The sequence below is a fragment of the Streptococcus sp. 2_1_36FAA genome (assembly GCF_000161955.2).
Classification (GTDB): Bacteria; Bacillota; Bacilli; order Lactobacillales; family Streptococcaceae; genus Streptococcus; species Streptococcus gordonii.
The window spans coordinates 115,785-136,558 of the sequence record NZ_KI391973.1 but is presented as its reverse complement, the minus strand read 5'-3'; the positions used below and the strand labels follow the sequence as shown (position 1 = coordinate 136,558).

The following is a 20,774-nucleotide window of genomic DNA, read 5'->3' as shown; positions in this document are numbered from 1 at the left end:
GGTTCTCACTTTTAACGAAGGAAAATGAGAAGAAGAAAGGCAAGCAAATTATTAGCCATATGCAAAGCAATCGCATAGCGTAAATCTTTTCTACATAAATAGCCTAAGGCAAAGATAACTCCCATAATAAAATACGTTAGAAATTGGCCTGGAGTTGCTGGCCTATGAAGTAGAGAAAATAAAGTAGAGGAGACAAGAATATAGAGTAACTTTCGTAAGGAGGTCACTTGGTTTGAGAAAAAGAACTTAGCCATAAAACCTCGAGTCAGCAGCTCTTCAACAATCGGAGCAAGGAAAACCACAAAAATAAAAGCAAATGCAGGCTGATAGGCAATCAGCATTTCTACATTATTTTGATTTTCTGACGGATTCGTGGGCATTAATTCTTGGAAAATTATAAAAGCAATCAAAAGAATGACCGGTAGCCAAACAGAAGAGATTATCCTTGTTTTTTTCACCTCTAATTTCAAATCATGCTGATACCATTTCCACAAAGGAATAATATATAAAGCCGATAAGAATAAAAGGATCGGAAGAGCAATATATTGAGAGATTCCCATCATCAGAGATTCTAAAACACTAGAAATGACGCTTGAAAAAATAACAAAATAAGACAATATAACTAATGAATAAAGTCCTAAATGGGCAAGGAATGTTTTGATGTTTTTTGTATTCTTCATATTTCTAATCCTTTCGATAAATATTTAGACCAACTTCGGTATCTTCAACAAGAATTTCTTCCTTCTGACTAATAAGGATATAAGACAAATAAAAATCACCGATACAAGAAGCTGCATGAATGCTAGCCAGAGCAATGTAAGAAGGACTTGTTAACCATTCAAGTTCACAACAGACTGTTAAAAAGAGACTGATCAAAACAAAGGGTGCCAGAGCAATGATCAGCATCTTACCCTTGCTATAAAAACTCCCAGGGCTAGTCGCGTAGGCCATACCGTTTTTAAAACCAAATTTGACCTTCGTTTTTTCTTCACCAAAGATCTTGAAGAAAAAGCCATGGATCAGCTCATGTACAACCAGCAAGACGAACAAGTATAAAAAGTCTGTAAAGACGAACAGCCCCTCGTCTTCTTCTAACAATTCAAGTGCTACCCAAGCAAAGAAAAAGAGAAAAGGAAGGATTAATAAAAGAGCTCCTATATTAAGCCAAAGGTTCGTTTTCTTATCCGTTAAAAAATCAATCTTTCTCAGTAATTTCATAGTCAATCCTCTCTTCTTTTATTTAAAGTACTTTTTAACCATAGGATAGAACATGACATTGATATAAATGAAGATAATGGTCAGTACGATATAAGCTGAAACGACATTCATCGGAGTCAGTAAGCCCACCAACCATATAAGAACATATAGGCTAGGAATGACCCACTGATTTAGGTTAAAGAGGATCAAAAAGCTCTGTTCATAGTTAGCTTGTAGTTCTCCCTCGTCAAAGGAAAAAGCAAATTTTTTCATTTCTTCAACGGTAGGTGCCATGGATAGTTTATATTTTCGGATTTTTTGTGTCGTCTTGAGCAACACTATTTGGCCAATTATAAGGGCCAGAAGAATAACTCCATTATATGGATTAATCCAAAACACCGAATCAGCCTCTAACGATGAAAAGGCGTACTTCACACCAACAAATAAAGTAAATAGCGTCAAGGCGGAGGTGATATTAAATAAGATCGTCACAGATTCTAACGTTTTAAAGCTTCGACGATAAAGCTCATATTCTTTATCTTCATCCTCTTCTTTCTCCATAGACACATGATACTTATTTGTTTGGTAGATTAAATAAAAGGTTAAAGGATAAAGAATGGTCAAGCAGACACGTCCAATAGTTTGTAATAGTTCCACATTCAAAAAACTTGGCCAGGAGACATGTTCAATGCGACCAGCAAAGAAGCCGATTGCTCCTCCTATGATTATGGCTAGAATTAAGAAAATTACATTTCTCATTATTCTTTTTTTCGTTGTCATGATTTTCCTTTCCTATCTCTCAATCTAGAGTTTATACTCGACTTACCGCTAGCTTTTCTTTTATGGCTTATTCTTTTATCTAGGATAGTTGCTAGAGTTAGATAAAACACAACAGCCCATTCTAACCTCAGGGGCAATTCTATTTGAAGTAGCCCTGCATCTTTTAAAACATAAGATAAGACATAAACAATAAACAAAGATAAAAGCAAAAGTTGACGATTATTTCTAAGTTGTTTCATTCTTCCTCGATTCTAAAAACGTTCTCGACAGTTTCTCCAAAAATATGAGCAATTTTCAACGCAATGATGATAGAGGGAGTGTACTCGCCTCGTTCCAAGAGACTGATAGTCTGTCTGGATACTTCTGCTCTCCTTGCTAACTCTGTCTGATTGAGGCCATCTCGTGCTCGCAACTCCTTGAGACGATTCTTTAATTTCATGAAATTTCCTCTCAATTCTCCAGCAATTCAACAGACCGAATATCTTCAATGCGCATAAGCTTCGTTTTTTTCTGGCCTTTTTTATCTGTTTTACTAAGCTTAACCCAGTCTTCATCCACATCCACTACAAGCCAATCATTTGTCCCAATCAATTCACTAGTAATCATTGGTTTCTTTCCAATCATCTCTTTTAAAAATCGTGACATTGTTTTCTCTCCTTTTCTATTTCTTTCTAAAGACTTTATCCGTCCCTGCATCCGTTTTAACTTATTGGAAGAATCAATCCCAAAGATAAAAACCATAAAAGTCATCGGAAACAAGAACCATAAGAATACATTCATAAGCGTCCCTCCATTTCCTGTTCAAAAGTATTGTAACAGATTCTTTTCTTTTTGACAAGCATCTTTGTCAAAAAAACGATAATCATTGTCAAATTTTCTATTATCATAGACAAAAAAGAATCCAGCTCAAACTGAATCCTTTTCCTTTACTCATCTACTTCTGAAAATACTTCTTTTAAAATAGCAATCCCCTGCTGGATTTCCTCCTTGCTGATAGTCAAAGGCGGCAGGAGACGGATAACATTTTCTCCGGCTGTCAGGATAATCAAGCCTTTCTGACGAGCAGCTTCAACAATCTTTGACAGACTGGCGCTTGTCTCAATCCCAATCATCATGCCCAGACCGCGAACAGCAGAAATCTTTGGATGGTCCTGAAAAGCAAGCTGCAACTGCTCCAGTAAGATGGCACTCTTAGACCTGACTTCTTCCAGAAAGCCCGCCTCTTTCATGATATGCAAGATCTCCAAGGCAGCTGCCATGGCTAATTTATTGCCACCAAAGGTAGAACCATGACTGCCAGGTCCAAAAGCGGGAGCCAAGCTGGATTTTCCTAATAGAGCGCCTACGGGCAGGCCATTGGCCAGGCCCTTAGCCAGGGTCACAATATCCGGTATAATCCCATAATGCTCAAAGGAATAAAGCCGACCCGTGCGCCCTATACCTGTCTGTACCTCATCAACAATCAGCAAAATCCCCTCTCCGTTGACAAAAATCAGCCAAGTCTTTGACAAAACTTGCTTCTGCTGGACGAACTCCCGACTCACCTTGAACCAATTCTAGCATGACAGCGGCCGTATCCTGATTGACCAACTTTTCTACGCTGGCCAGATCATTGTAAACCGCATAGCTGAAATGGGGTACCCCATCACCAAATCCTTTCTTGATCTTATCCTGTCCTGTTGCGGCCATAGCGCCAAAGGTACGACCGTGAAAGGATTGCTGAAAAGTGATAATGCCTTGCTTGCCAGTAGCTTTGCGGGCTAGCTTAATAGCTGCTTCATTGGCTTCCGCTCCGCTATTACAGAAAAATGCCAAATAATCATAAGAACCTGCCAGTTCCTGAGACACCTGCTCTTGCAGGGAGCTAAGATAAAGATTGGGGCTGTGCCAGATGCGCCCTGCTTGCTGGATCAAAGCCCGCTGGACCTGTGGGTGAAAGCCAAGATTGGTTACACCAATCCCCGATGAAAAATCCAAATAAGCCTTTCCCTCACTGTCAATCAGATAGGTGCCCTCTGCTTTAACAAACTCAATAGGTGCCCGCTTGTAGTTTTCAAATAAATAAGTCATCGTTATCCCTCTGCTATCAAGGTGCCCGTCAAAAGATTATCGCCAATCAAAACCTGCCCGACACCGGAAAGCACAGTCTGAACAGCACTCTCAATTTTGGGAATCATGCCACCCTTGATGACACCTGTCTGAATCTTCTTGGACACCTGACTGGTCAGAAGCTGGGGCAGGACTTTTTTATCCTCCAGAACCCCTTCTATATCTGTCATCAGGATCAGCTTCTCTGCCTGCAGGCTGCTGGCAACAGCTGCTGCCAGATAGTCTGCATTGATATTTAAGAGCTCGCCAGCTGCATTTTGTCCTAGCGAAGCCAGCACCGGGACCATATCCGCAGCCAGCAACTGCTCTAGATAAGCAGTTTGAATGGCCGTCACCTGACCGACATAGCCATAGAGATCTTTATCAATAAAATCTGCCGAAACTGTCTTTCCCAAATGTGAAACCAGCTGAAGGCTTTCAATATCTGATTCATTCAGTTCTTGTGTCAGCGTCCGTCCGACTTGACCTAGCAAGGCCTGCTCAATGATGGGTAAGTCAGACTTGGCTGTCACACGCAACCCCTTAACCTTGCGAGTTGGTAGATGACGCTCTTTCATGAGTTGGTTTATGACCAGACCGCCCCCGTGAACGACCACGATTTTCTTACCAGCTGCTATCCATGCTTGCATCTGCTTGATAAACTTATCAGACAGCTTTTGCGCAGCAACACCACCAATTTTTATAACAATTACATCTTTCATTGCATTTCTCCTTAGGTTCTATAGAGGGCATTGATTTTCACATAATCATAGGATAGATCGCAACCCCAGGCCTGAGCTTCAGCATCCCCATCGTGCAGGTCAATGGTCAAGATCAGTAGCTCCCCAGCCATGGCATCACTAGTCTCCTCAGGATTAAAAGTCACAGGGGAAGATGCCTTCATAACTGGAATCCCCGCAATCCAAATATCAATATTGTCCACTGAGACATCTGCTCCCGCATAGCCGATAGCTGCTAAGATTCGGCCCCAATTGGGATCTTGGCCGAAAATGGCGGTTTTAACCAAGCTAGAGCCAACGACACTTTTAGCAATCATACGCCCGCTCCGTTCATCCTTGGCGTGCCGAACATTGACTTCAATCAGCTTGGTCGCTCCTTCGCCATCCTTGGCAATTTTCTTAGCCAAGTCAGCCATAAGATAGCGGAGCATCTTAGAAAACTTTTCAAATTCTTCCGTATCTGGCAGGATTTCTTCATTTTGCTGGCAGCCGTTCGCCATGACAAGCACCATGTCATTGGTAGATGTATCTCCATCCACCGTGATTTGGTTGAAAGTTGACTCTACATGCTGACTGAGAGCCTTTTGCAAGGTAGCACTAGAAATATTAGCGTCACAGGTGATAAAGGCCAGCATAGTTGCCATATTCGGATGAATCATGCCCGATCCCTTAGCCACTCCTGCCATCGTCACTAGGTCTGAGCCAAACTCTTCTGTGACTACACAGGTCTTTGTACAAGTATCTGTCGTCAGGATAGCCTCAGCAAAATCTTCTGCCTTACCACTCACCAGAATCTGTGACAGACCATTTTTCAGAGCATCCATTGGAAGCTGCTCGCCGATGACTCCTGTAGAAGCCAGACCAACCAAGTCGGACTCAATCTGTAGCTTTTGGGCAGTCAATCGCTGCATCTCATAGGCGGCGTCCAGCCCCTGCTGGCCTGTACAGGAATTGGCAACACCAGAATTAACCACTATTGCCTGCAATTTCTGGCTCTTTTGGATTGATGCTTTGGTCACTAGAAGCGGAGCAGCAATGACCTTATTCGTTGTATAGACTCCAGCCACACTAGCCGGTACTTCTGATACAATCCAGCCAAAATCCAACTTCTTTTTCTTAAAGCCAGCGTGTAAACCATCAGCCGAAAAGCCTAGCGGACTGGCAATCGTTCCATCAATAATCTTCATATCTAACCCTTTCTCATCTAGACATAGGACGGTTGACTGAGCAAGCCATCTGTTTCAGGAAAACCCAGCATTAGATTCATATTTTGAATCGCCTGACCAGCAGCCCCCTTAATCAGATTATCCAGCACAGCCACTACAGTTAAAATATTTGTCACAGGGTTATAGTCAAAACCAATATCTGTATAATTAGTACCGACAACTTGGTGCAAATTTGGCAGAGAAGCTTGGATACGGACAAAAGGTTTGTCCTGATAGCATTCTTGGTAAATAGCAGTCAGTTCTTCTCGAGTCAAAGGTTCTTTCAACTTGCTGTAAACCGTCGCTACAATGCCACGATTGACAGGAATGAGGGATGTTGAAAACTGAATCTGCTGCAATCCCTCATCAAAACGCTGCAACTGCTGTACAATCTCAGGAATATGCTGATGCTGATTCAGCTTGTAAGTCACATAGTTGTCGTGCACATGGACAAAATGGCTGGATGCAGCTGGATTTTTCCCTGCCCCTGTCAAACCACTCTTGGCATCGACAATAATGGAGTCCAGCTCAATAGCCTGAGCCTGTAGCAAAGGAATCAAGACCAACTCTGTAGCTGTCGCATAACAGCCGGGATTAGCAATAAATCGCTTCCCTCTGACATCTGTAAACTCAGACAGCCCATAAATAAACTCTTTTTGGACATAGTCTTCAGCTGGCTCTTTCTGATACCATTTTTTATAAATATTCTCTGATAAACGATGGTCGCCGGATAGGTCAATGACTGGAAATCCCGCTTCTACAAAGTCTTTTGACAAATCTTTAGCCACTCCACTTGACGTTGCAAAGAAAACAAGATCTGCTCGTCGCATTATTTCCTGACTGTCGAAAGCTTCTATTTTCAAGTCGTATATACCCTTTAAATGAGGATAAAGCTCTGACACAGGGGCCTCCATATCTTGGCTGGCATGAAGGGAAACGACCTCCACCTGCGGATGTTGCAGTAAAATACGGAGGAGTTCCATTCCTGAGTAACCAGTAATTCCTACAATCGAAATTCGCATATTTTTATAACACCTCCGTATAAATATGCGTTATATTCTACGTATATTTCTTCGCTTTGTCAAGTGTTTTTTGTATTTTTATACAAAAAAACTTCGAAAATAACATTGTTTTTTGAAAAAACATTCATACTTTCTTTCCTAAAAGCAGAATATCTTCTTCTCATACAGAGAAGTGATGAAGCTGAGAGCACGGAAAAAGACCTATCCAAGTGGATAGATCTTTTTTTCTTACAATTTACCTGCTACTGCATCCAGGAGTTCTTGGATTTTCGCTTGGTTGCTTCCTCCTGCCATGGCCATGTCTGGTTTACCACCACCACGTCCATCGACGATTGGAGCCAATTCTTTAACCAAGTTACCCGCGTGAATGTCTTTGGCCTTACTTGCTACAAGGACATTAACTTTGTCACCGATAGCTGCAACTAGGACAAGCACGTCAGAGTAGTCTTTTTGTTTCCAGTTATCTGCAAAGGTACGAAGGGCACCTGCGTCTGATACAGAAACTTGGCTTGCAATATACCGGTGGCCCTTGACTTTCTTCACATCTTTGAAGACATCGCCTGCCGCTGCTGCTGCCGCTTTTTCCTTCAATTCAGCATTTTCTTTTTGCAATTGACGGAGTTGCTCTTGAAGTCCTTCAACCTTGTGAGGCACTTCCTTGAGTTGAGGTGCTTTCAAGGTTGCTGCTACTGCTTTAAGGGCATCTTCTTGTTCACGGTAGGCTTCAAAGGCTTCCTTACCAGTCACAGCCAAGATACGACGAGTTCCTGATCCAATCCCTTCTTCTTTAACAATCTTGAAGAGACCAATCTCAGAAGTGTTGCCAACATGGGTACCACCACAGAGTTCCACTGAGTAGTCGCCGATGGTCACAACGCGGACTTCCTTACCATACTTCTCACCAAAGAGGGCCATAGCTCCCATTTCTTTAGCAGTGTCAATATCTGTCTCAACAGTTTCCACTGCAATTGCTTCCCAAATTTTCTCATTGACCTGCTGTTCAATAGCACGCAATTCTTCAGGAGTTACGGCTTGGAAGTGCGTAAAGTCAAAGCGAAGGAATTCTACTTCGTTCAGAGATCCTGCTTGTGTCGCATGGTTTCCAAGGATATTGTGAAGGGCTGCATGGAGCAAGTGAGTTGCTGTATGGTTTTTCATGACACAGTGACGACGATTGGTATCGATGGCCAAGGTGTATTCTTGGTTCAAAGCAAGCGGTGCAAGAACTTCAACCGTATGAAGAGCTTGTCCGTTTGGCGCTTTTTGAACGTCTGTCACAGTAGCCACAACGTTTCCAGTAGCGTCCAAGATTTGACCATGGTCAGCTACTTGTCCACCCATTTCAGCGTAGAATGGTGTCTCTGCAAAGATAAGAGAGGCAGTTCCTTCAGAAACAGCTTCAACTTCAGCATTGTCCGCTACGATAGCCACCAACTTAGAAGGCAATTGGCTGGCATTGTAGTTGAAGACACTTTCCACTGTAATGTTTTGAAGGGTTTCATTTTGCATTCCCATTGAGCCACCTTTGACAGCTGACGCACGCGCACGTTCTTGCTGCTCTTTCATGGCTGCTTCAAAACCTTCACGGTCTACAGTCATACCAGCTTCTTCAGCGATTTCTTCAGTCAATTCTACTGGGAATCCGTATGTATCGTAGAGTTTGAAAACATCTGAACCAGCAATGACAGATTGACCTTTTTCTTTCAAGTCAGCAACGATGCCTTGGGCAAAGTGTTGACCTGAGTGAAGGGTACGAGCAAATGACTCTTCTTCGCTCTTAACGATTTTTTCGATAAAGTCACGTTTTTCAAGCACTTCTGGGTAGTAGCTTTCCATGATTTTTCCAACAGTTGGAACGAGTTTGTAAAGGAAAGGCTCGTTGATGCCCAATTTTTGACCGTGCATAGACGCGCGACGGAGGAGACGACGAAGGACATAGCCACGGCCTTCATTTCCTGGAAGAGCTCCATCACCAATAGCAAAGGAAAGCGAACGAATATGGTCAGCAATGACCTTAAAGCTCATATTGTCGCCATCTTGGTCATAGACCTTGCCAGACAGCTTCTCTACTTCACGAATGATTGGCATGAAGAGGTCTGTTTCAAAGTTTGTCTTAGCTCCTTGGATGACCGCTACCAAACGCTCCAAACCAGCGCCCGTATCAATGTTCTTGTGTGGCAATTCCTTGTATTCGATACGAGGAACAGCAGGATCCGCGTTAAACTGCGACAAGACAATGTTCCAGATTTCGATGTAACGGTCATTTTCAATATCTTCTGCAAGAAGGCGGATTCCAATATTTTCTGGGTCAAATGCTTCTCCGCGGTCAAAGAAGATTTCAGTATCAGGTCCAGAAGGTCCAGCACCGATTTCCCAGAAGTTGTCCTCGATTGGGATCAAGTGACTTGGATCCACTCCTACTTCAATCCAACGGTTGTAAGAGTCTTTATCGTCTGGATAGTAAGTCATATATAGTTTATCTTTCGGGAAGTCAAACCATTCCGGACTTGTCAAAAGCTCATATGCCCAAGTGATGGCTTCATCACGGAAGTAATCCCCGATAGAGAAATTCCCCAACATTTCAAACATAGTATGGTGGCGAGCTGTTTTTCCGACATTTTCGATGTCGTTAGTACGAATGGCTTTTTGTGCATTGGTAATCCGTGGATTTTCAGGCTTGATAGTTCCGTCAAAATATTTCTTAAGAGTTGCCACACCTGAGTTGATCCACAAAAGAGTTGGGTCATTTACAGGAACCAAGCTGACTGATGGTTCTACAGAGTGGCCTTTGCTTGCCCAAAAGTCTAACCACATTTGACGAATTTGAGCACTTGACATTTGTTTCATTTATTTTTCTCCTTAAATCTTTTCAATATTTTTCCTATGATGATGAACTTTCCAGCATCTCGACATAGTCAATAGCCACACAGAGGGAAATGACTAGATCTGCATAAGAGTCCTCAAGGACAGTTACAGTGTAAGTCGAGGTCAAATGGAAAATCTCTTTCTTAATCTCAGCGACAAGTTGATCACGATCATCCAACAATTTGAAATTTAAATCCCAGATGTTGCCTTCAATTCGAAGCCCTAATCTATCAAACTCATACTTATCACGCAAGAAGGTCAACTTCTTCCGAATGAAGAAATTCGAACCGTCACGTAGCTGAATATTAAAGCGAGGAAGCAAGGTGAAAATTTCTTTACTGATTTCACTGACTTGCTCCCCATGGGCGTCATAGATGGTAAAGGTCTTAGGAATTTTGAAAAAAGATCCCTCCACCTGATAGTTTATTACTCCTCTATCATCTTTGATATCGAAGCGTTCGCCTCCAAAACGAAACTTTTGTTTCACAAGAAATGTCTTCATAAACACCACCAAAAATCAAAAGACAAGTCCATATCACGAAGGGCGAAAAACCGCGGTACCACCTTCATTCAATGAACTTGTCATTCTCATTTCATATTCAATTTTGCAGGATGAGTAGCATGATTTTTCGTCTCAGATGGCTTGCAGCACCGCCAATTCTCTGTACTAAGAACTTGAAAAATCAATTCTCACCATTTCATTATACTTGCTTATGCTTTCTTCGTCAACTTATTTTGATGAAGAAGACGAAGTATTTGTTTGGGTGTATTGAGAAAAGAGATTTTGGAAAGCAGCATCTTTAACTTTGATGTTTGCATCTTTCAATTCTTTTGCTACAACACTTTGGATGAAGCTTGTATTGTTTTGCTTAGCGGTTAAGATAACTTGCTTCAATTTGTCTTTATAATCTTCCCACTTAGAAGACTTCTCAGTCTTGCTGACCAACTTAACGATATAATAGCTTGCTTGTCCTTGATTGCTACGAACAGTTACAAGATCTGAAACTGCATTAGCTTCTAATCCAAAAGCTGCTTTTTTCACAGCATCTGGTACATTAGTAGCTGCAGAGTCAAACTTGATTTCGCCACCTTTATCTTTGGTATCGCCATCTGTTGAATTGTCTTTAGCCAACTGTGCGAAATCAGCCCCTTCAGCTTTAGCAGCTGCTAACACTTCCTTAGCCTTATCTTCACTGTCAACCTTGATAATTTGCGCAGTTACCTCTGGTGTATAAGATTCATAGGCAGCTTTATAATTTTCATCAGTAAGCTCTTTTTCTGCAGCTTTCTTAACAGCGTACTCTACAAGCTTATTGGTTCTAATTTGTTCACGATAAGCATCTTCTGTCAAACCTGCTTGAGCCAAGACACGAGCAAAATTATCTCCATAAGCTTTTGAGCTCTTTTCATAAGCTTCTTCGACTTCTTTATCAGTCACTTTCTTGCCGTATTGTTTTTCAAATACTTCTTTAATTGTTAAATTCAACAAAACTTGCTGAGCAGAAGGGTTGCTTTTTACTTTATCATAAAACTCAGATACTGTAATAGTATCGCCCTTCATAGTAATAATGTCCTTGTCAGAACCTGATGTTTTTCCACAAGCTGCTAAAACAGCTACTGACAAAAGGGTTACTGCCCCAGCGACAATTTTTTTCTTCATTTTAATGAAAACTCCTTTGTAAAATGTTAGACTTGAAACAATTCATTCCATTGTCTCTATTCTTGATTGAGTTACTGCGTTCTTTATTCTTTAAAAATGAATTGCACAGCTTGGTTTACTCACTTTTCCTATTGTACCACAAATTAAATTTGATGGCTTAAATTTTTCTAAAAATTAGATAAAATCCTATAAATCTACAGCTTATTTTGATTTTCTAAGCATTAGAAGACCATCTCCTAACGGTAATAGGCTAGCAGTCAGATCAGGGCTGTCCAAAGTTGCATCAAAAAGACTATGTAGACCCCGGTAAATAGCCCGTTGGCCGCGTTTAATTTCTTCAAAAGGCTTAGCAACGTCTCCTCCTTGGAAGACATCATCAATGAGGACCAGACCGCCAGGATTGAGGCGCTTGAGGACCTGAGGCAAAAAGACCACATACTTGGACTTGGCAGAGTCCATAAAGACAAGGTCGTAGGAATCCTCTAGTGTCTCAAGCAGATCCATCGCATCACCTTCCAGCAAGGTGATCTGCTGACGGCTATCATACTTAGCAAAATTAGCCTTGGCTAGCTCAATCATCTCTGGATTACGATCAATTGTCGTAATCTGAGCTTGAGGTGCATGCTCCGCCATCAAAAGGGCAGAAAATCCAATAGCCGTCCCGATTTCTAAAATCTTCTCTGGCTGGAGACTTTCGAGAAGCAGGCGAAAGTAAGCCACTGTCTCATGGGGAATCACGGGTACATTTTCGGCTTTAGCAAAATCCTCAAGCTCCTTGAGTCCACCAGTGACCGGCTGGAGTCTCTGTCTCATAAAGTCTACAATTTCTTCCTTGACCACTGGCCGACGCATATTGGGATTAGAGTTTTGGTTATAAGTATCGACCATCTTATGCTAATCCCAACTTTTCTACTAAGGCTTCAAATTCATCCAATCGACGTTCGAAGACTGCAAAGGCAGCGTTCAGGTAGTCTTCTTTTTCCATATCCACACCTGCTTTTTTGATGACATTGAGCGGATAGTCAGAGTTCCCAGCTTTGAGATAGTCCAGATACTTGTCCTTGTCTTCCTGACTACCATGGACAATCTTTTCAGCCAAGGCTGAAGCTGCTGCAAATCCTGTCGAGTATTGGAAAACATAATAATTATAGTAGAAATGTGGAATCCGAGCCCATTCGTACTGAATCTGTGGATTGTCTTCTTTTTTCAGTCCATAGTATTTCTCGTTTAAGTCTGCATAGAGCTCATTGAGAAACTCGCTGGTCAAAACTTGCCCTTCTTGGTCAGCTTTGTGGATAGCATGCTCAAATTCAGCAAACTGAGTTTGACGGAAGACCGTACCTCTAAAGCCATCCAAGAAGTGATTAAGAATCGCAAAGCGGGTTGCATCGTCTTCCACTTCTTCCAAGAGCTTCTCTGTCAGGATATTTTCATTGGTCGTTGAAGCAATCTCAGCTAAGAAGATAGAATAGTCTCCGTAAACATAAGGCTGGGTCTCACGAGTATAGCTGGAGTGCATACTGTGGCCTGTCTCGTGCACCAAGGTAAAGAGATTATCTAGTGTATCCTGCCAGTTGAGCAACATAAAGGCATTGGTATCATAAGAGCCACCTGAGTATGCTCCTGAGCGCTTACCTTGATTTTCATAAACATCAATCCAGCGCTCTGAGAAGGCTGTCTTCACTCGACTCAAATAATCCTCACCCAAAATTGCCAAGACTTCCTGAGACTTAGCCAAGGCTTCTTCATAAGTGAACTTGTAATCTGTTTCTGATAAAGGTGTGTACAAATCGTACATCTTCAAATCAGAAATACCCAAAATCTTTGCTCGCAAGTCAATATAACGTTGTAACAGAGGAAGGTGTTTGTCTACAGCAGAAACCAAGCTATCATATACACTTTCCGGGATAAAGTTAGCCGATAAAGCAGCCTCACGGGCAGATGAGAACTTGCGGACTTTCGCATTGTAATTTTGAACCTTAACATTTGTCTGCAAGGTCTTAGCATAAGTATGCTGATACTGCTCATAAACGCTATAAAGAGCTTCATAAGCTTCCTTACGAACTTCCCGATTTTTAGACTCTACTAAAGAAATATAGTTTCCATGTGTCAACTGGACTTCTTCGCCCTTTTCATTGTGAACTACTGGAAAGACGATATCCGCATTGTCCAAAATAGCAAAGGTTTCACTGGCAGCACCAAAGATTTCTCCAGCACCAGCCAACAACTCCTCTTCACGCTGGGTCAGGATGTGTTCCTTCTTCTGCAAAAGCTTATCAAAATAATGTTGATAGGTTTGTAGTTCAAGTTTTTCAGCCAAAAAAGCTTGGTATTGGTCTTCTGTAATTTCCATGAATTCTGGCTCATAGAAAGCAAAAGTTTGGCCAAACTCACTGTAAATTGTCATTCCTTTAGCTTGGTATTCCTGATATTTTGCCACACGAGTATCCTGGTCATTCTTCATGTGAGCATAGGAATAAAGTTTCTCAATACGGCGCATCAAGTCTAATTGAATTTCCGTTGTTGTCAAAAGACTTTCTGCCGAATCCAGCAGATGCCCTGCTAGATTGCTTGCATTTTTTAATTCTTCAGAAACCTGTGCAAGTTCAGTCTCAAAGGCTTCATCTGTAGGGAAAATCGTACTTAAATCCCAAGTATATTTTTCTTCAATTTCATTTCTTTGTTTAGCCATAAAAAATCCTCCATTCCTTTTATTTTATCACAAATTCCTTGTTTATATAAAACTCAAGTTTGAAAATGACTGTATATTTCAATAGATAAAGCATAAAAAAATCTTTGAGGCTAATTCCTGACCAAGAAAAATAGACAACTGTGCTACACCAAATTTCAGCAAGACTGATCTAAACTTGCGTAAAAAGCTGGCGGGTAGACAATCTGGTACTTTTTATCTGGAGAATGTTGATAATAGCGCTGGAAGTTTTTATAATAAGCAGATAGGTCTTGGGAAATCTGACACAAGGGCTGGTCTGAACGAACCGGGCGCACTTGAGGATAGAATTCTTCTCTAGACATGGTTAAAAGATTTTTTCCTTTTTGATAATAGCTGGCCTGTATTTTCATCCACTTGGGATTTCGATAATAAAGTTGCTGACGGATATAATGGCAAATATCAGAATCTGACTTCACTAAGAAACTACTCATTTCCTGCTTGCTAAAAGGTAATCGTAAGATATCTAATAATTTTCCTCTTTCAAAAGGAAATTCTTTTTCTTTATACTGGAGTTGCCCGTGAAGGTCTTCATGAATCAAATACTTTATCCTCAATATCTTTCTTTCCTCGTCCAATTCCCAGATATGAAAACCCATGTTTTGACTGAAATATAGGAATTGCTTCTGCAAGGGTGTCAGAGTTTGCCTGAGCCAGAGTTTCTTTCCCAGGAGCCAAAGAACTTGATAGCCAGCTTGGCGATATCTATGACTTCGCTCCCAAAGTCTATCTTGGGAAAGACTGCTACACTGAACTTCTAAAGCAAGGCGCTCATCAACTAAGACATCCGCCACCTGCTGCAAGTCTGGCAAAAACACTTCGACATCTACTCTTGTCGCTTGATTGGCCCAACGAAAAAGGGCCGCCTTAAGGTTTAGATGTTCTCTACTTTCATTTTCAACACTATAATGACAGTCTGATAAACGAATATGTGCGAAATGAGGTTGCATGATTTTCCCCTGCTTCAAACGGACAGGCCCTCCACACCCTGGGCAAAAATATTCTCCTTTTGAAACGGATGACTCCTTTAATAGATGAAGAACCTTCCCATCCTTATCACGTGCTGAAAACATGAATACCTCCTAAAACATTTACTTCCTTTATTCGTAAAAGAAAAGAGCTTAATCAAAAGCTCAAAAAATTTTTTTAAAATTAATGTCAACTAAACAACTTCTGGTCTTCTTTTTCGGGTACCTTTAAAAACCAAGCTAAAACTATTACCAAGACCATTAAACCTGCTAGAAAGAAGCTCATCATCTCATATCCCGCTGCATCAATAACAGCCCCAGCAAAATGTTGAATAAAAATGGAGCCAAGGCTTCTAACAGTCTGTACTAAGGCAATAGCGGTCACTAAGTACTTAGAGTCCACAATGGCTGAAACAATCTTTAAGGTGACCATAATGAGAAGCATACCTGAAACATGCTTAGAAGCCAAGGTCAAAATGATTTTCGAGGCTAGTCCCAGATTGAGTCCATAAATTGTATATTGGACTAACATAATCAGTAAAGGACACAATAAGAGCTTTTTAGCAGACAGCTTATCCATAAAAAGATAAGAATAAAAGATCAGAGGTGACTCACAGATAACAGAAATTGATACAACTGTTGAGGCCATTCCAACACTCAAACCACTATGTTGCAACATGGCAGGAATATAAGTATGACCTGCATTTCCAACTCCTGAATAAAGAGCAACAATCAGTAAATAGTAGAGATAGGTTTTATTGGTCAAAATCTGACTGATATAAGAGTCTTTCTTGGTTTTTGGGGCTTCATCTGATTTGGGAGATTCAGAGCGGATTTTAATGGAAAGGACACCGACAATTGTAATGATCATTGCTCCGATGAAAGCAATAAAAATAGCCATAGGAGAAACATACTGGTACAGTACACCAGCCAGTTGAGAACCTAAAGCATAGCCAATCGTTCCCCAGATTCGAATTTTTCCATAAGTATAGGGACTTCGTGCAGCAAGTACATCCATAACTGGATTGACACCATTAATCAGCATAACCACCAAACTGTATCCAATAGTTAAGCCTAACAAATCTCTGACTTGCATAAAATAGATTGCAATAAAGATAATGGCTCCAAAGCTAAACAGGGTCACCTTCTTGATACTCAAGCGGTCATTCAAAATTCCCATAACCGGTTGAGCCAGCATCGAAGCAAAAAAAGCGACCGATACGACCACAGATGTCTGACCAGCTGAAAAGCCCAACCCCAACATATAAACTGAAATCAAGCTTGAAAACAAGGCAAAGGATAAAAAATAAAAAGTATAAACCAGGACATAAGCTAGATAGCTATTATAAAACTTTTTAAACATCGTTCTCTCATTCTTTACTAATATTAAATCTTATTAAAAAACATTGGAGTGTATTTCTAACATTACAAAAGGGCTGGGAAATCCCAGCCACTATACATTATCGCCCATTTCGACGCGAATAATTCTGAGAATCATCTTCCAGGTTATCGCGTCCAGCAAGAGGTCGATTCCGTTTTTTTCTTCGACCAGATTCAAGAAAAACAATCGCAAAAAGTACCAAGACTGGAACTAATAAAAGCAATTTGGGATCTAATAAAAGTCCAGATTTTGCCTTATTTGAAGAATTTGCTCCTTGATCATTTTTAGAATCCATAACTGGTGAGTCTCCATCGTCAGCCAGTTCTACTTTCATTCCATCGCTAATTAATGTAGACAGGGTTAAAAGTCCATTATCAACTTCCAAAACGCCATCCTTCACAACTAGCTTTGGATTTGTTCCTTTTTTGACAGTCCCATAAAAATCCTTTTCAAGCTTATAGGTTTTTCCATCAATTTTGTGCTCTCCTGCAGTCAAGAGTTTCTTATATTCGTAATCTGCGTAGGCTTTTTCAATCAAAGCATTTCCAAATGGATGACGATAGTACTCACCATCCTGATCAGACCAATCTCCGACCCCCATAATCACACTGATAATACGTTGTTCACCACGTTTGACAGTTGCAATATAGTTGAAGGCTCCTCTAGGACTGGAACCTGTTTTTAAGCCATCTACTCCTTCCAATCCATACTTGGCTCCTGGAACTGAGTAATTGTAAGTCTCAAAAGTTTCTTCATAAGGTGTTCCTTTTTTGACAGTAACTACTGGCTTGTTTGTATATTTTAGAATACCAGGATATTTCTTAACAAAATTATAAGCAAGGATCGCTAGATCACGAGCTGTTGTCTGGTTGGCCGCATTATTATCATATCGTTGAGGAGTATACAAGCCTTTAAAAGATGAAGCCGCAGCTCCACTCGCATTGTACCAATGTGTATTGGTCATTCCAAGTTCTTTAGCCTTACTATTCATTTGGTCCAAAAAAGCGTCTGGATCATTATTAGATAAGTAATTTGCGATCATAACTGTCGTTGCATTAGAAGAAGGAACGACTGTCATAGTAATCAACTCAGATATTGTATAATCTACACCCGCTACAATTTTGTTATTGGAAATTTCATAAATTCCAGCAATATTCTGGTCTGTCTGGCTAGCTTTGATGATGGTATCTTCTGAAAGCTTTCCTTGCCCCATAGCCTCAAACAAAAGATAAAGTGTCATCAATTTACTCATGCTCGCTGGATCTCGAACTTCATCAATGTTATCCTGCCAAAGGACATCTCCCGTGTTCCCATCTATAATCAGTGAAGATCTGGGACGGTTGATATCTTTTACGTCTGGATAAGCTTTCCGAGTAATATCCATGAGCTCATCTGCACTAACTGTGGCTGCCCCAAATAATAATGTTACCAAGCAAACAAGTGCTAACCATTTCTTCTTCACCAGAAGCCTCCTAATTTTTCATCGTTACTAATTAGTATATCATATTTCCCAAACAAAATAGAAAATATTTTAGAAAATACATCTGAAAAGTAGATATATTTTTTCAAAAAAATCCCACCTGATAAACAGGCAGGAATTTTTAGTTATCTAATAGGCTAAGTGCTTCTGCATCTGCAATAATCGTAACATCCTCATGTCTCTGGAGTACGCTGGCTGGCAACTCCTCAGTAACAGGTCCTGCTACTGTTCCAGCAATTGCCTGAGCTTTTCCTTTCCCATAAGCAAACAAGACAATTGACTTGGCAGCCATAATATTTGCAATCCCCATGGAAATTGCCTGGGTCGGAACTTGGTCGATTGTTTCAAAGAAACGAGCATTTGCCTCGATTGTGGATGGAGTCAAATCAACCAGGTGGGTTTGACTCTCAAAACTTGTTCCTGGCTCATTAAAACCAATGTGACCATTAGTTCCAATTCCTAAAATTTGGAAATCTACTGGATTCTCCGCTAAAATTCTGTTGTAAGCTGCTGTCTCTTCTTCAGCATCCTCAGCTTTGCCATTTGGTAAAAAACTCTTTTTAAAAGGTTTATGAGAAAAAAGGTTTTCATTCATAAAGTAATGGTAAGATTGGGGATCATCAGCCTCTAAGCCAACATACTCATCTAGATTTACACTGACTAAATCAGAGAGATCAATATCGCTTTCAATTAATTCCTTATAGAAACTAAGCGGACTACTACCAGTAGCTAAACCAAGTGTTTTAGCGCCTTCTGCTAGCTTGCTTCTTAAGATTTCTACTGCTACTTTCCCGCCTTCATTTTGGTCAGCTACTTGAATAATTTTCATCAGAATCCTCCTGAACTTTTCTCTAATATTATTATATGGTATAGACCAATTTTTGTCAAGATAGAAATTTTCATATTTTAAATTTTGCCAGCAAAGAAAGATAAAATCGTGATATAATATAAGAATGTTACTGTATTTATTACTTTTATTTTTACTGGGTGTTGTCTTTCTCGTACTCAGCCTATTTTTTAGAGCCATCAAAACATTAAGAATGATTGCTCTTTGTATTGGGATTTTACTAACTAGCCTTCCGATTTTATGTTGTGCTTACTTTTTATGGATTATATGGACTGTTTAAGGAGAAATAATGAACACTGCCGATTTTGACTTTCACTTACCAGAGGAGCTTATCGCCCAAACTCCTCTTGAAAAACGCGATGCCTCCCGTTTATTGATTGTAGACCGATCAAGCGGAGAATTTTCTGACCAGCATTTTGACTCAATTATTGATCAACTTCAGCCTGGCGACGCCCTTGTCATGAATAACACTCGGGTCCTGCCTGCTCGTCTCTACGGTGAGAAACCTGGGACTGGTGGTCACGTTGAACTCTTACTTTTAAAGAACATTGAGGGAGATCATTGGGAGGTCTTAGCAAAACCAGCTAAACGTCTGAAAGTTGGTGCTCAAGTTTCCTTTGGGGATGGTCGACTGACAGCTACAGTTGTAGAAGAACTAGAACACGGTGGACGGATTGTCCGCTTTGACTATCAAGGGATCTTCTTAGAAGTGCTAGAGAGCTTGGGTGAAATGCCCCTGCCTCCTTATATCCATGAAAAATTAGCAGATCGCGAACGTTATCAAACTGTCTATGCTAAAGAGAATGGCTCTGCTGCTGCCCCAACAGCTGGACTTCATTTCACCAAAGAACTGCTTGCACAAATTGAAGCCAAGGGAGTTAAGTTGGTTTATCTGACCCTTCACGTTGGACTTGGCACCTTCCGACCAGTTTCTGTTGACAATTTAGATGACCACGAAATGCATTCTGAATTTTACACTTTGTCTGAAGAAGCTGCCGCTACCCTCCGTGAGGTTAAGGCAAATGGTCACCGTGTTATCGCTGTCGGAACAACTTCAATCCGAACTCTAGAAACCATCGGAAATAAGTTCCAAGGCGACATTCAAGCTGATTCTGGGTGGACCAATATTTTTATCAAACCAGGCTACCAGTGGCAAATTGTTGACGCCTTTTCAACCAATTTCCACTTACCTAAATCAACTTTAGTTATGCTAGTCTCAGCCTTTGCTGGACGAGACCTAACCTTAAAGGCTTATGAACACGCTATTGCTGAGCGTTACCGCTTCTTCAGTTTTGGAGACGCTATGTTTATCAAATAGTAGGTAATTTTATGAACAAAATAGAAAGTAGACATCGTTTAATTCGTTCCCTGATTATGGAGAAAAAAGTCCATACTCAACAAGAACTTCAGGAACTCCTTGAAGCCAACGGCGTTATTGTTACCCAATCAACCTTGTCTCGTGATATGAAGGCCCTCAACCTGGTCAAGGTCACTGAGAACAATATTTCTTACTATGTTATAAATAGTATTGCTCCTTCCCGCTGGGAGAAGCGCCTGCGTTTTTATATGGAAGATGCCCTCATCATGCTACGACCGGTTCAGAATCAAGTGGTCATGAAAACTCTCCCCGGACTAGCCCAGTCTTTTGGCGCGATTCTGGATGCACTGGAATTACCTCAAATCGTTGCAACTGTCTGTGGAGATGATGTCTGTTTGATCATCTGCGAAGACAATTCATCTGCCATTGAATGTTTTGATAAGCTTAAAGAATTTGCCCCACCATTTTTCTTTAGTAAATAAGCAAAAGGAGTTG

At 40.8% G+C, this 20,774-nt stretch carries 20 protein-coding genes and 1 pseudogene; 2 read left to right on the top strand and 19 right to left on the bottom strand.

The genetic code is table 11. From position 1 onward, the window contains the following. Positions 1 to 11: 11 nt before the first annotated feature. The 19 genes and pseudogenes from HMPREF0847_RS00675 to nagB all read right to left on the bottom strand — a co-directional run bounded on the left by HMPREF0847_RS00675 (position 12) and on the right by nagB (position 18,943). On the bottom strand, positions 12 to 680 hold the full coding sequence (locus tag HMPREF0847_RS00675; RefSeq protein WP_008809494.1) for a CPBP family intramembrane glutamic endopeptidase: 669 nt from the start codon (positions 678 to 680) through the stop codon (positions 12 to 14). A 4-nt stretch (positions 681 to 684) separates the two neighbouring features. Then, positions 685 to 1,218: a DUF3267 domain-containing protein gene (locus HMPREF0847_RS00670; RefSeq protein ID WP_008809495.1), complete on the bottom strand. Its 534-nt coding sequence runs from the start codon at positions 1,216 to 1,218 to the stop codon at positions 685 to 687. Positions 1,219 to 1,236: 18 nt separating this feature from the next. Beyond that, entirely contained in the window at positions 1,237 to 1,977 is a 741-nt protein-coding gene (locus tag HMPREF0847_RS00665; RefSeq protein WP_008809496.1) for a DUF3169 family protein, read from the bottom strand. Continuing rightward, on the bottom strand, positions 1,974 to 2,216 hold the full coding sequence (locus HMPREF0847_RS00660) for a hypothetical protein (protein WP_037622209.1): 243 nt from the start codon (positions 2,214 to 2,216) through the stop codon (positions 1,974 to 1,976). The genes HMPREF0847_RS00665 and HMPREF0847_RS00660 overlap by 4 nt, the downstream gene beginning before the upstream one ends. Next, complete coding sequence (locus HMPREF0847_RS00655; protein ID WP_008809497.1) at positions 2,213 to 2,416, bottom strand: helix-turn-helix transcriptional regulator; 204 nt, start codon at positions 2,414 to 2,416, stop codon at positions 2,213 to 2,215. The genes HMPREF0847_RS00660 and HMPREF0847_RS00655 overlap by 4 nt, the downstream gene beginning before the upstream one ends. Before the next feature lie 11 nt (positions 2,417 to 2,427). Then, on the bottom strand, positions 2,428 to 2,757 hold the full coding sequence (locus tag HMPREF0847_RS11540) for a hypothetical protein (RefSeq protein ID WP_008809498.1): 330 nt from the start codon (positions 2,755 to 2,757) through the stop codon (positions 2,428 to 2,430). Positions 2,758 to 2,903: 146 nt separating this feature from the next. After that, positions 2,904 to 4,047 (bottom strand): annotated as a pseudogene (locus tag HMPREF0847_RS00645) (acetylornithine transaminase). A 2-nt stretch (positions 4,048 to 4,049) separates the two neighbouring features. Beyond that, a complete protein-coding gene (gene argB, locus HMPREF0847_RS00640) occupies positions 4,050 to 4,787 on the bottom strand; it encodes an acetylglutamate kinase (RefSeq protein WP_008809501.1) in 738 nt (245 codons plus the stop codon). A gap of 11 nt (positions 4,788 to 4,798) precedes the next feature. Then, positions 4,799 to 5,992, bottom strand: a complete 1,194-nt coding sequence (argJ, locus tag HMPREF0847_RS00635) for a bifunctional glutamate N-acetyltransferase/amino-acid acetyltransferase ArgJ (protein ID WP_008809502.1) — start codon at positions 5,990 to 5,992, stop codon at positions 4,799 to 4,801. Positions 5,993 to 6,009: 17 nt separating this feature from the next. Beyond that, entirely contained in the window at positions 6,010 to 7,032 is a 1,023-nt protein-coding gene (gene argC, locus HMPREF0847_RS00630) for an N-acetyl-gamma-glutamyl-phosphate reductase (RefSeq protein WP_008809503.1), read from the bottom strand. A 228-nt stretch (positions 7,033 to 7,260) separates the two neighbouring features. After that, positions 7,261 to 9,879, bottom strand: a complete 2,619-nt coding sequence (alaS, locus tag HMPREF0847_RS00625) for an alanine--tRNA ligase (RefSeq protein WP_008809504.1) — start codon at positions 9,877 to 9,879, stop codon at positions 7,261 to 7,263. Positions 9,880 to 9,913: 34 nt separating this feature from the next. Then, entirely contained in the window at positions 9,914 to 10,399 is a 486-nt protein-coding gene (locus tag HMPREF0847_RS00620) for an LURP-one-related/scramblase family protein (protein ID WP_008809505.1), read from the bottom strand. Positions 10,400 to 10,627: 228 nt separating this feature from the next. Next, complete coding sequence (gene prsA, locus HMPREF0847_RS00615; RefSeq protein WP_008809506.1) at positions 10,628 to 11,557, bottom strand: peptidylprolyl isomerase PrsA; 930 nt, start codon at positions 11,555 to 11,557, stop codon at positions 10,628 to 10,630. A 201-nt stretch (positions 11,558 to 11,758) separates the two neighbouring features. Beyond that, the gene (locus tag HMPREF0847_RS00610; protein ID WP_008809507.1) at positions 11,759 to 12,445 is read right to left on the bottom strand and encodes an O-methyltransferase; all 687 of its coding nucleotides are present in this window, start codon (positions 12,443 to 12,445) and stop codon (positions 11,759 to 11,761) included. 1 nt (position 12,446) lies between these two features. Next, on the bottom strand, positions 12,447 to 14,249 hold the full coding sequence (gene pepF, locus HMPREF0847_RS00605; protein ID WP_008809508.1) for an oligoendopeptidase F: 1,803 nt from the start codon (positions 14,247 to 14,249) through the stop codon (positions 12,447 to 12,449). Between the two features lie 155 nt (positions 14,250 to 14,404). Continuing rightward, complete coding sequence (locus HMPREF0847_RS00600; protein ID WP_008809509.1) at positions 14,405 to 15,358, bottom strand: competence protein CoiA; 954 nt, start codon at positions 15,356 to 15,358, stop codon at positions 14,405 to 14,407. 85 nt (positions 15,359 to 15,443) lie between these two features. Next, on the bottom strand, positions 15,444 to 16,616 hold the full coding sequence (locus tag HMPREF0847_RS00595; RefSeq protein WP_008809510.1) for an MFS transporter: 1,173 nt from the start codon (positions 16,614 to 16,616) through the stop codon (positions 15,444 to 15,446). 97 nt (positions 16,617 to 16,713) lie between these two features. Continuing rightward, positions 16,714 to 18,096 carry a DUF1958 domain-containing protein gene (locus HMPREF0847_RS00590; RefSeq protein WP_020992583.1) on the bottom strand — a complete coding sequence of 461 codons (1,383 nt, stop codon included), beginning with the start codon at positions 18,094 to 18,096 and terminating at the stop codon, positions 16,714 to 16,716. Between the two features lie 139 nt (positions 18,097 to 18,235). Beyond that, complete coding sequence (nagB, locus tag HMPREF0847_RS00585; RefSeq protein WP_008809512.1) at positions 18,236 to 18,943, bottom strand: glucosamine-6-phosphate deaminase; 708 nt, start codon at positions 18,941 to 18,943, stop codon at positions 18,236 to 18,238. A 307-nt stretch (positions 18,944 to 19,250) separates the two neighbouring features. On the opposite strand from nagB, the gene queA reads away from it, so the two are divergent. Both queA and HMPREF0847_RS00575 read left to right on the top strand, forming a co-directional pair. Beyond that, the gene (queA, locus tag HMPREF0847_RS00580; RefSeq protein ID WP_008809513.1) at positions 19,251 to 20,279 is read left to right on the top strand and encodes a tRNA preQ1(34) S-adenosylmethionine ribosyltransferase-isomerase QueA; all 1,029 of its coding nucleotides are present in this window, start codon (positions 19,251 to 19,253) and stop codon (positions 20,277 to 20,279) included. 11 nt (positions 20,280 to 20,290) lie between these two features. Then, entirely contained in the window at positions 20,291 to 20,761 is a 471-nt protein-coding gene (locus HMPREF0847_RS00575) for an arginine repressor (RefSeq protein ID WP_008809514.1), read from the top strand. The last annotated feature ends 13 nt before the right edge of the window (positions 20,762 to 20,774 follow it).

Excerpts from the sequence above, each read along its gene's own strand:
- HMPREF0847_RS00675 (WP_008809494.1), bottom strand. The coding sequence starts at position 680 with ATGAAGAATACAAAAAACATCAAAACATTCCTTGCCCATTTAGGACTT.
- HMPREF0847_RS00670 (WP_008809495.1), bottom strand. The coding sequence starts at position 1,218 with ATGAAATTACTGAGAAAGATTGATTTTTTAACGGATAAGAAAACGAAC.
- HMPREF0847_RS00665 (WP_008809496.1), bottom strand. The coding sequence starts at position 1,977 with ATGACAACGAAAAAAAGAATAATGAGAAATGTAATTTTCTTAATTCTA.
- HMPREF0847_RS00660 (WP_037622209.1), bottom strand. The coding sequence starts at position 2,216 with ATGAAACAACTTAGAAATAATCGTCAACTTTTGCTTTTATCTTTGTTT.
- HMPREF0847_RS00655 (WP_008809497.1), bottom strand. The coding sequence starts at position 2,416 with ATGAAATTAAAGAATCGTCTCAAGGAGTTGCGAGCACGAGATGGCCTC.
- HMPREF0847_RS11540 (WP_008809498.1), bottom strand. The coding sequence starts at position 2,757 with ATGAATGTATTCTTATGGTTCTTGTTTCCGATGACTTTTATGGTTTTT.
- argB (WP_008809501.1), bottom strand. The coding sequence starts at position 4,787 with ATGAAAGATGTAATTGTTATAAAAATTGGTGGTGTTGCTGCGCAAAAG.
- argJ (WP_008809502.1), bottom strand. The coding sequence starts at position 5,992 with ATGAAGATTATTGATGGAACGATTGCCAGTCCGCTAGGCTTTTCGGCT.
- argC (WP_008809503.1), bottom strand. The coding sequence starts at position 7,032 with ATGCGAATTTCGATTGTAGGAATTACTGGTTACTCAGGAATGGAACTC.
- alaS (WP_008809504.1), bottom strand. The coding sequence starts at position 9,879 with ATGAAACAAATGTCAAGTGCTCAAATTCGTCAAATGTGGTTAGACTTT.
- HMPREF0847_RS00620 (WP_008809505.1), bottom strand. The coding sequence starts at position 10,399 with ATGAAGACATTTCTTGTGAAACAAAAGTTTCGTTTTGGAGGCGAACGC.
- prsA (WP_008809506.1), bottom strand. The coding sequence starts at position 11,557 with ATGAAGAAAAAAATTGTCGCTGGGGCAGTAACCCTTTTGTCAGTAGCT.
- HMPREF0847_RS00610 (WP_008809507.1), bottom strand. The coding sequence starts at position 12,445 with ATGGTCGATACTTATAACCAAAACTCTAATCCCAATATGCGTCGGCCA.
- pepF (WP_008809508.1), bottom strand. The coding sequence starts at position 14,249 with ATGGCTAAACAAAGAAATGAAATTGAAGAAAAATATACTTGGGATTTA.
- HMPREF0847_RS00600 (WP_008809509.1), bottom strand. The coding sequence starts at position 15,358 with ATGTTTTCAGCACGTGATAAGGATGGGAAGGTTCTTCATCTATTAAAG.
- HMPREF0847_RS00595 (WP_008809510.1), bottom strand. The coding sequence starts at position 16,616 with ATGTTTAAAAAGTTTTATAATAGCTATCTAGCTTATGTCCTGGTTTAT.
- nagB (WP_008809512.1), bottom strand. The coding sequence starts at position 18,943 with ATGAAAATTATTCAAGTAGCTGACCAAAATGAAGGCGGGAAAGTAGCA.
- queA (WP_008809513.1), top strand. The coding sequence starts at position 19,251 with ATGAACACTGCCGATTTTGACTTTCACTTACCAGAGGAGCTTATCGCC.
- HMPREF0847_RS00575 (WP_008809514.1), top strand. The coding sequence starts at position 20,291 with ATGAACAAAATAGAAAGTAGACATCGTTTAATTCGTTCCCTGATTATG.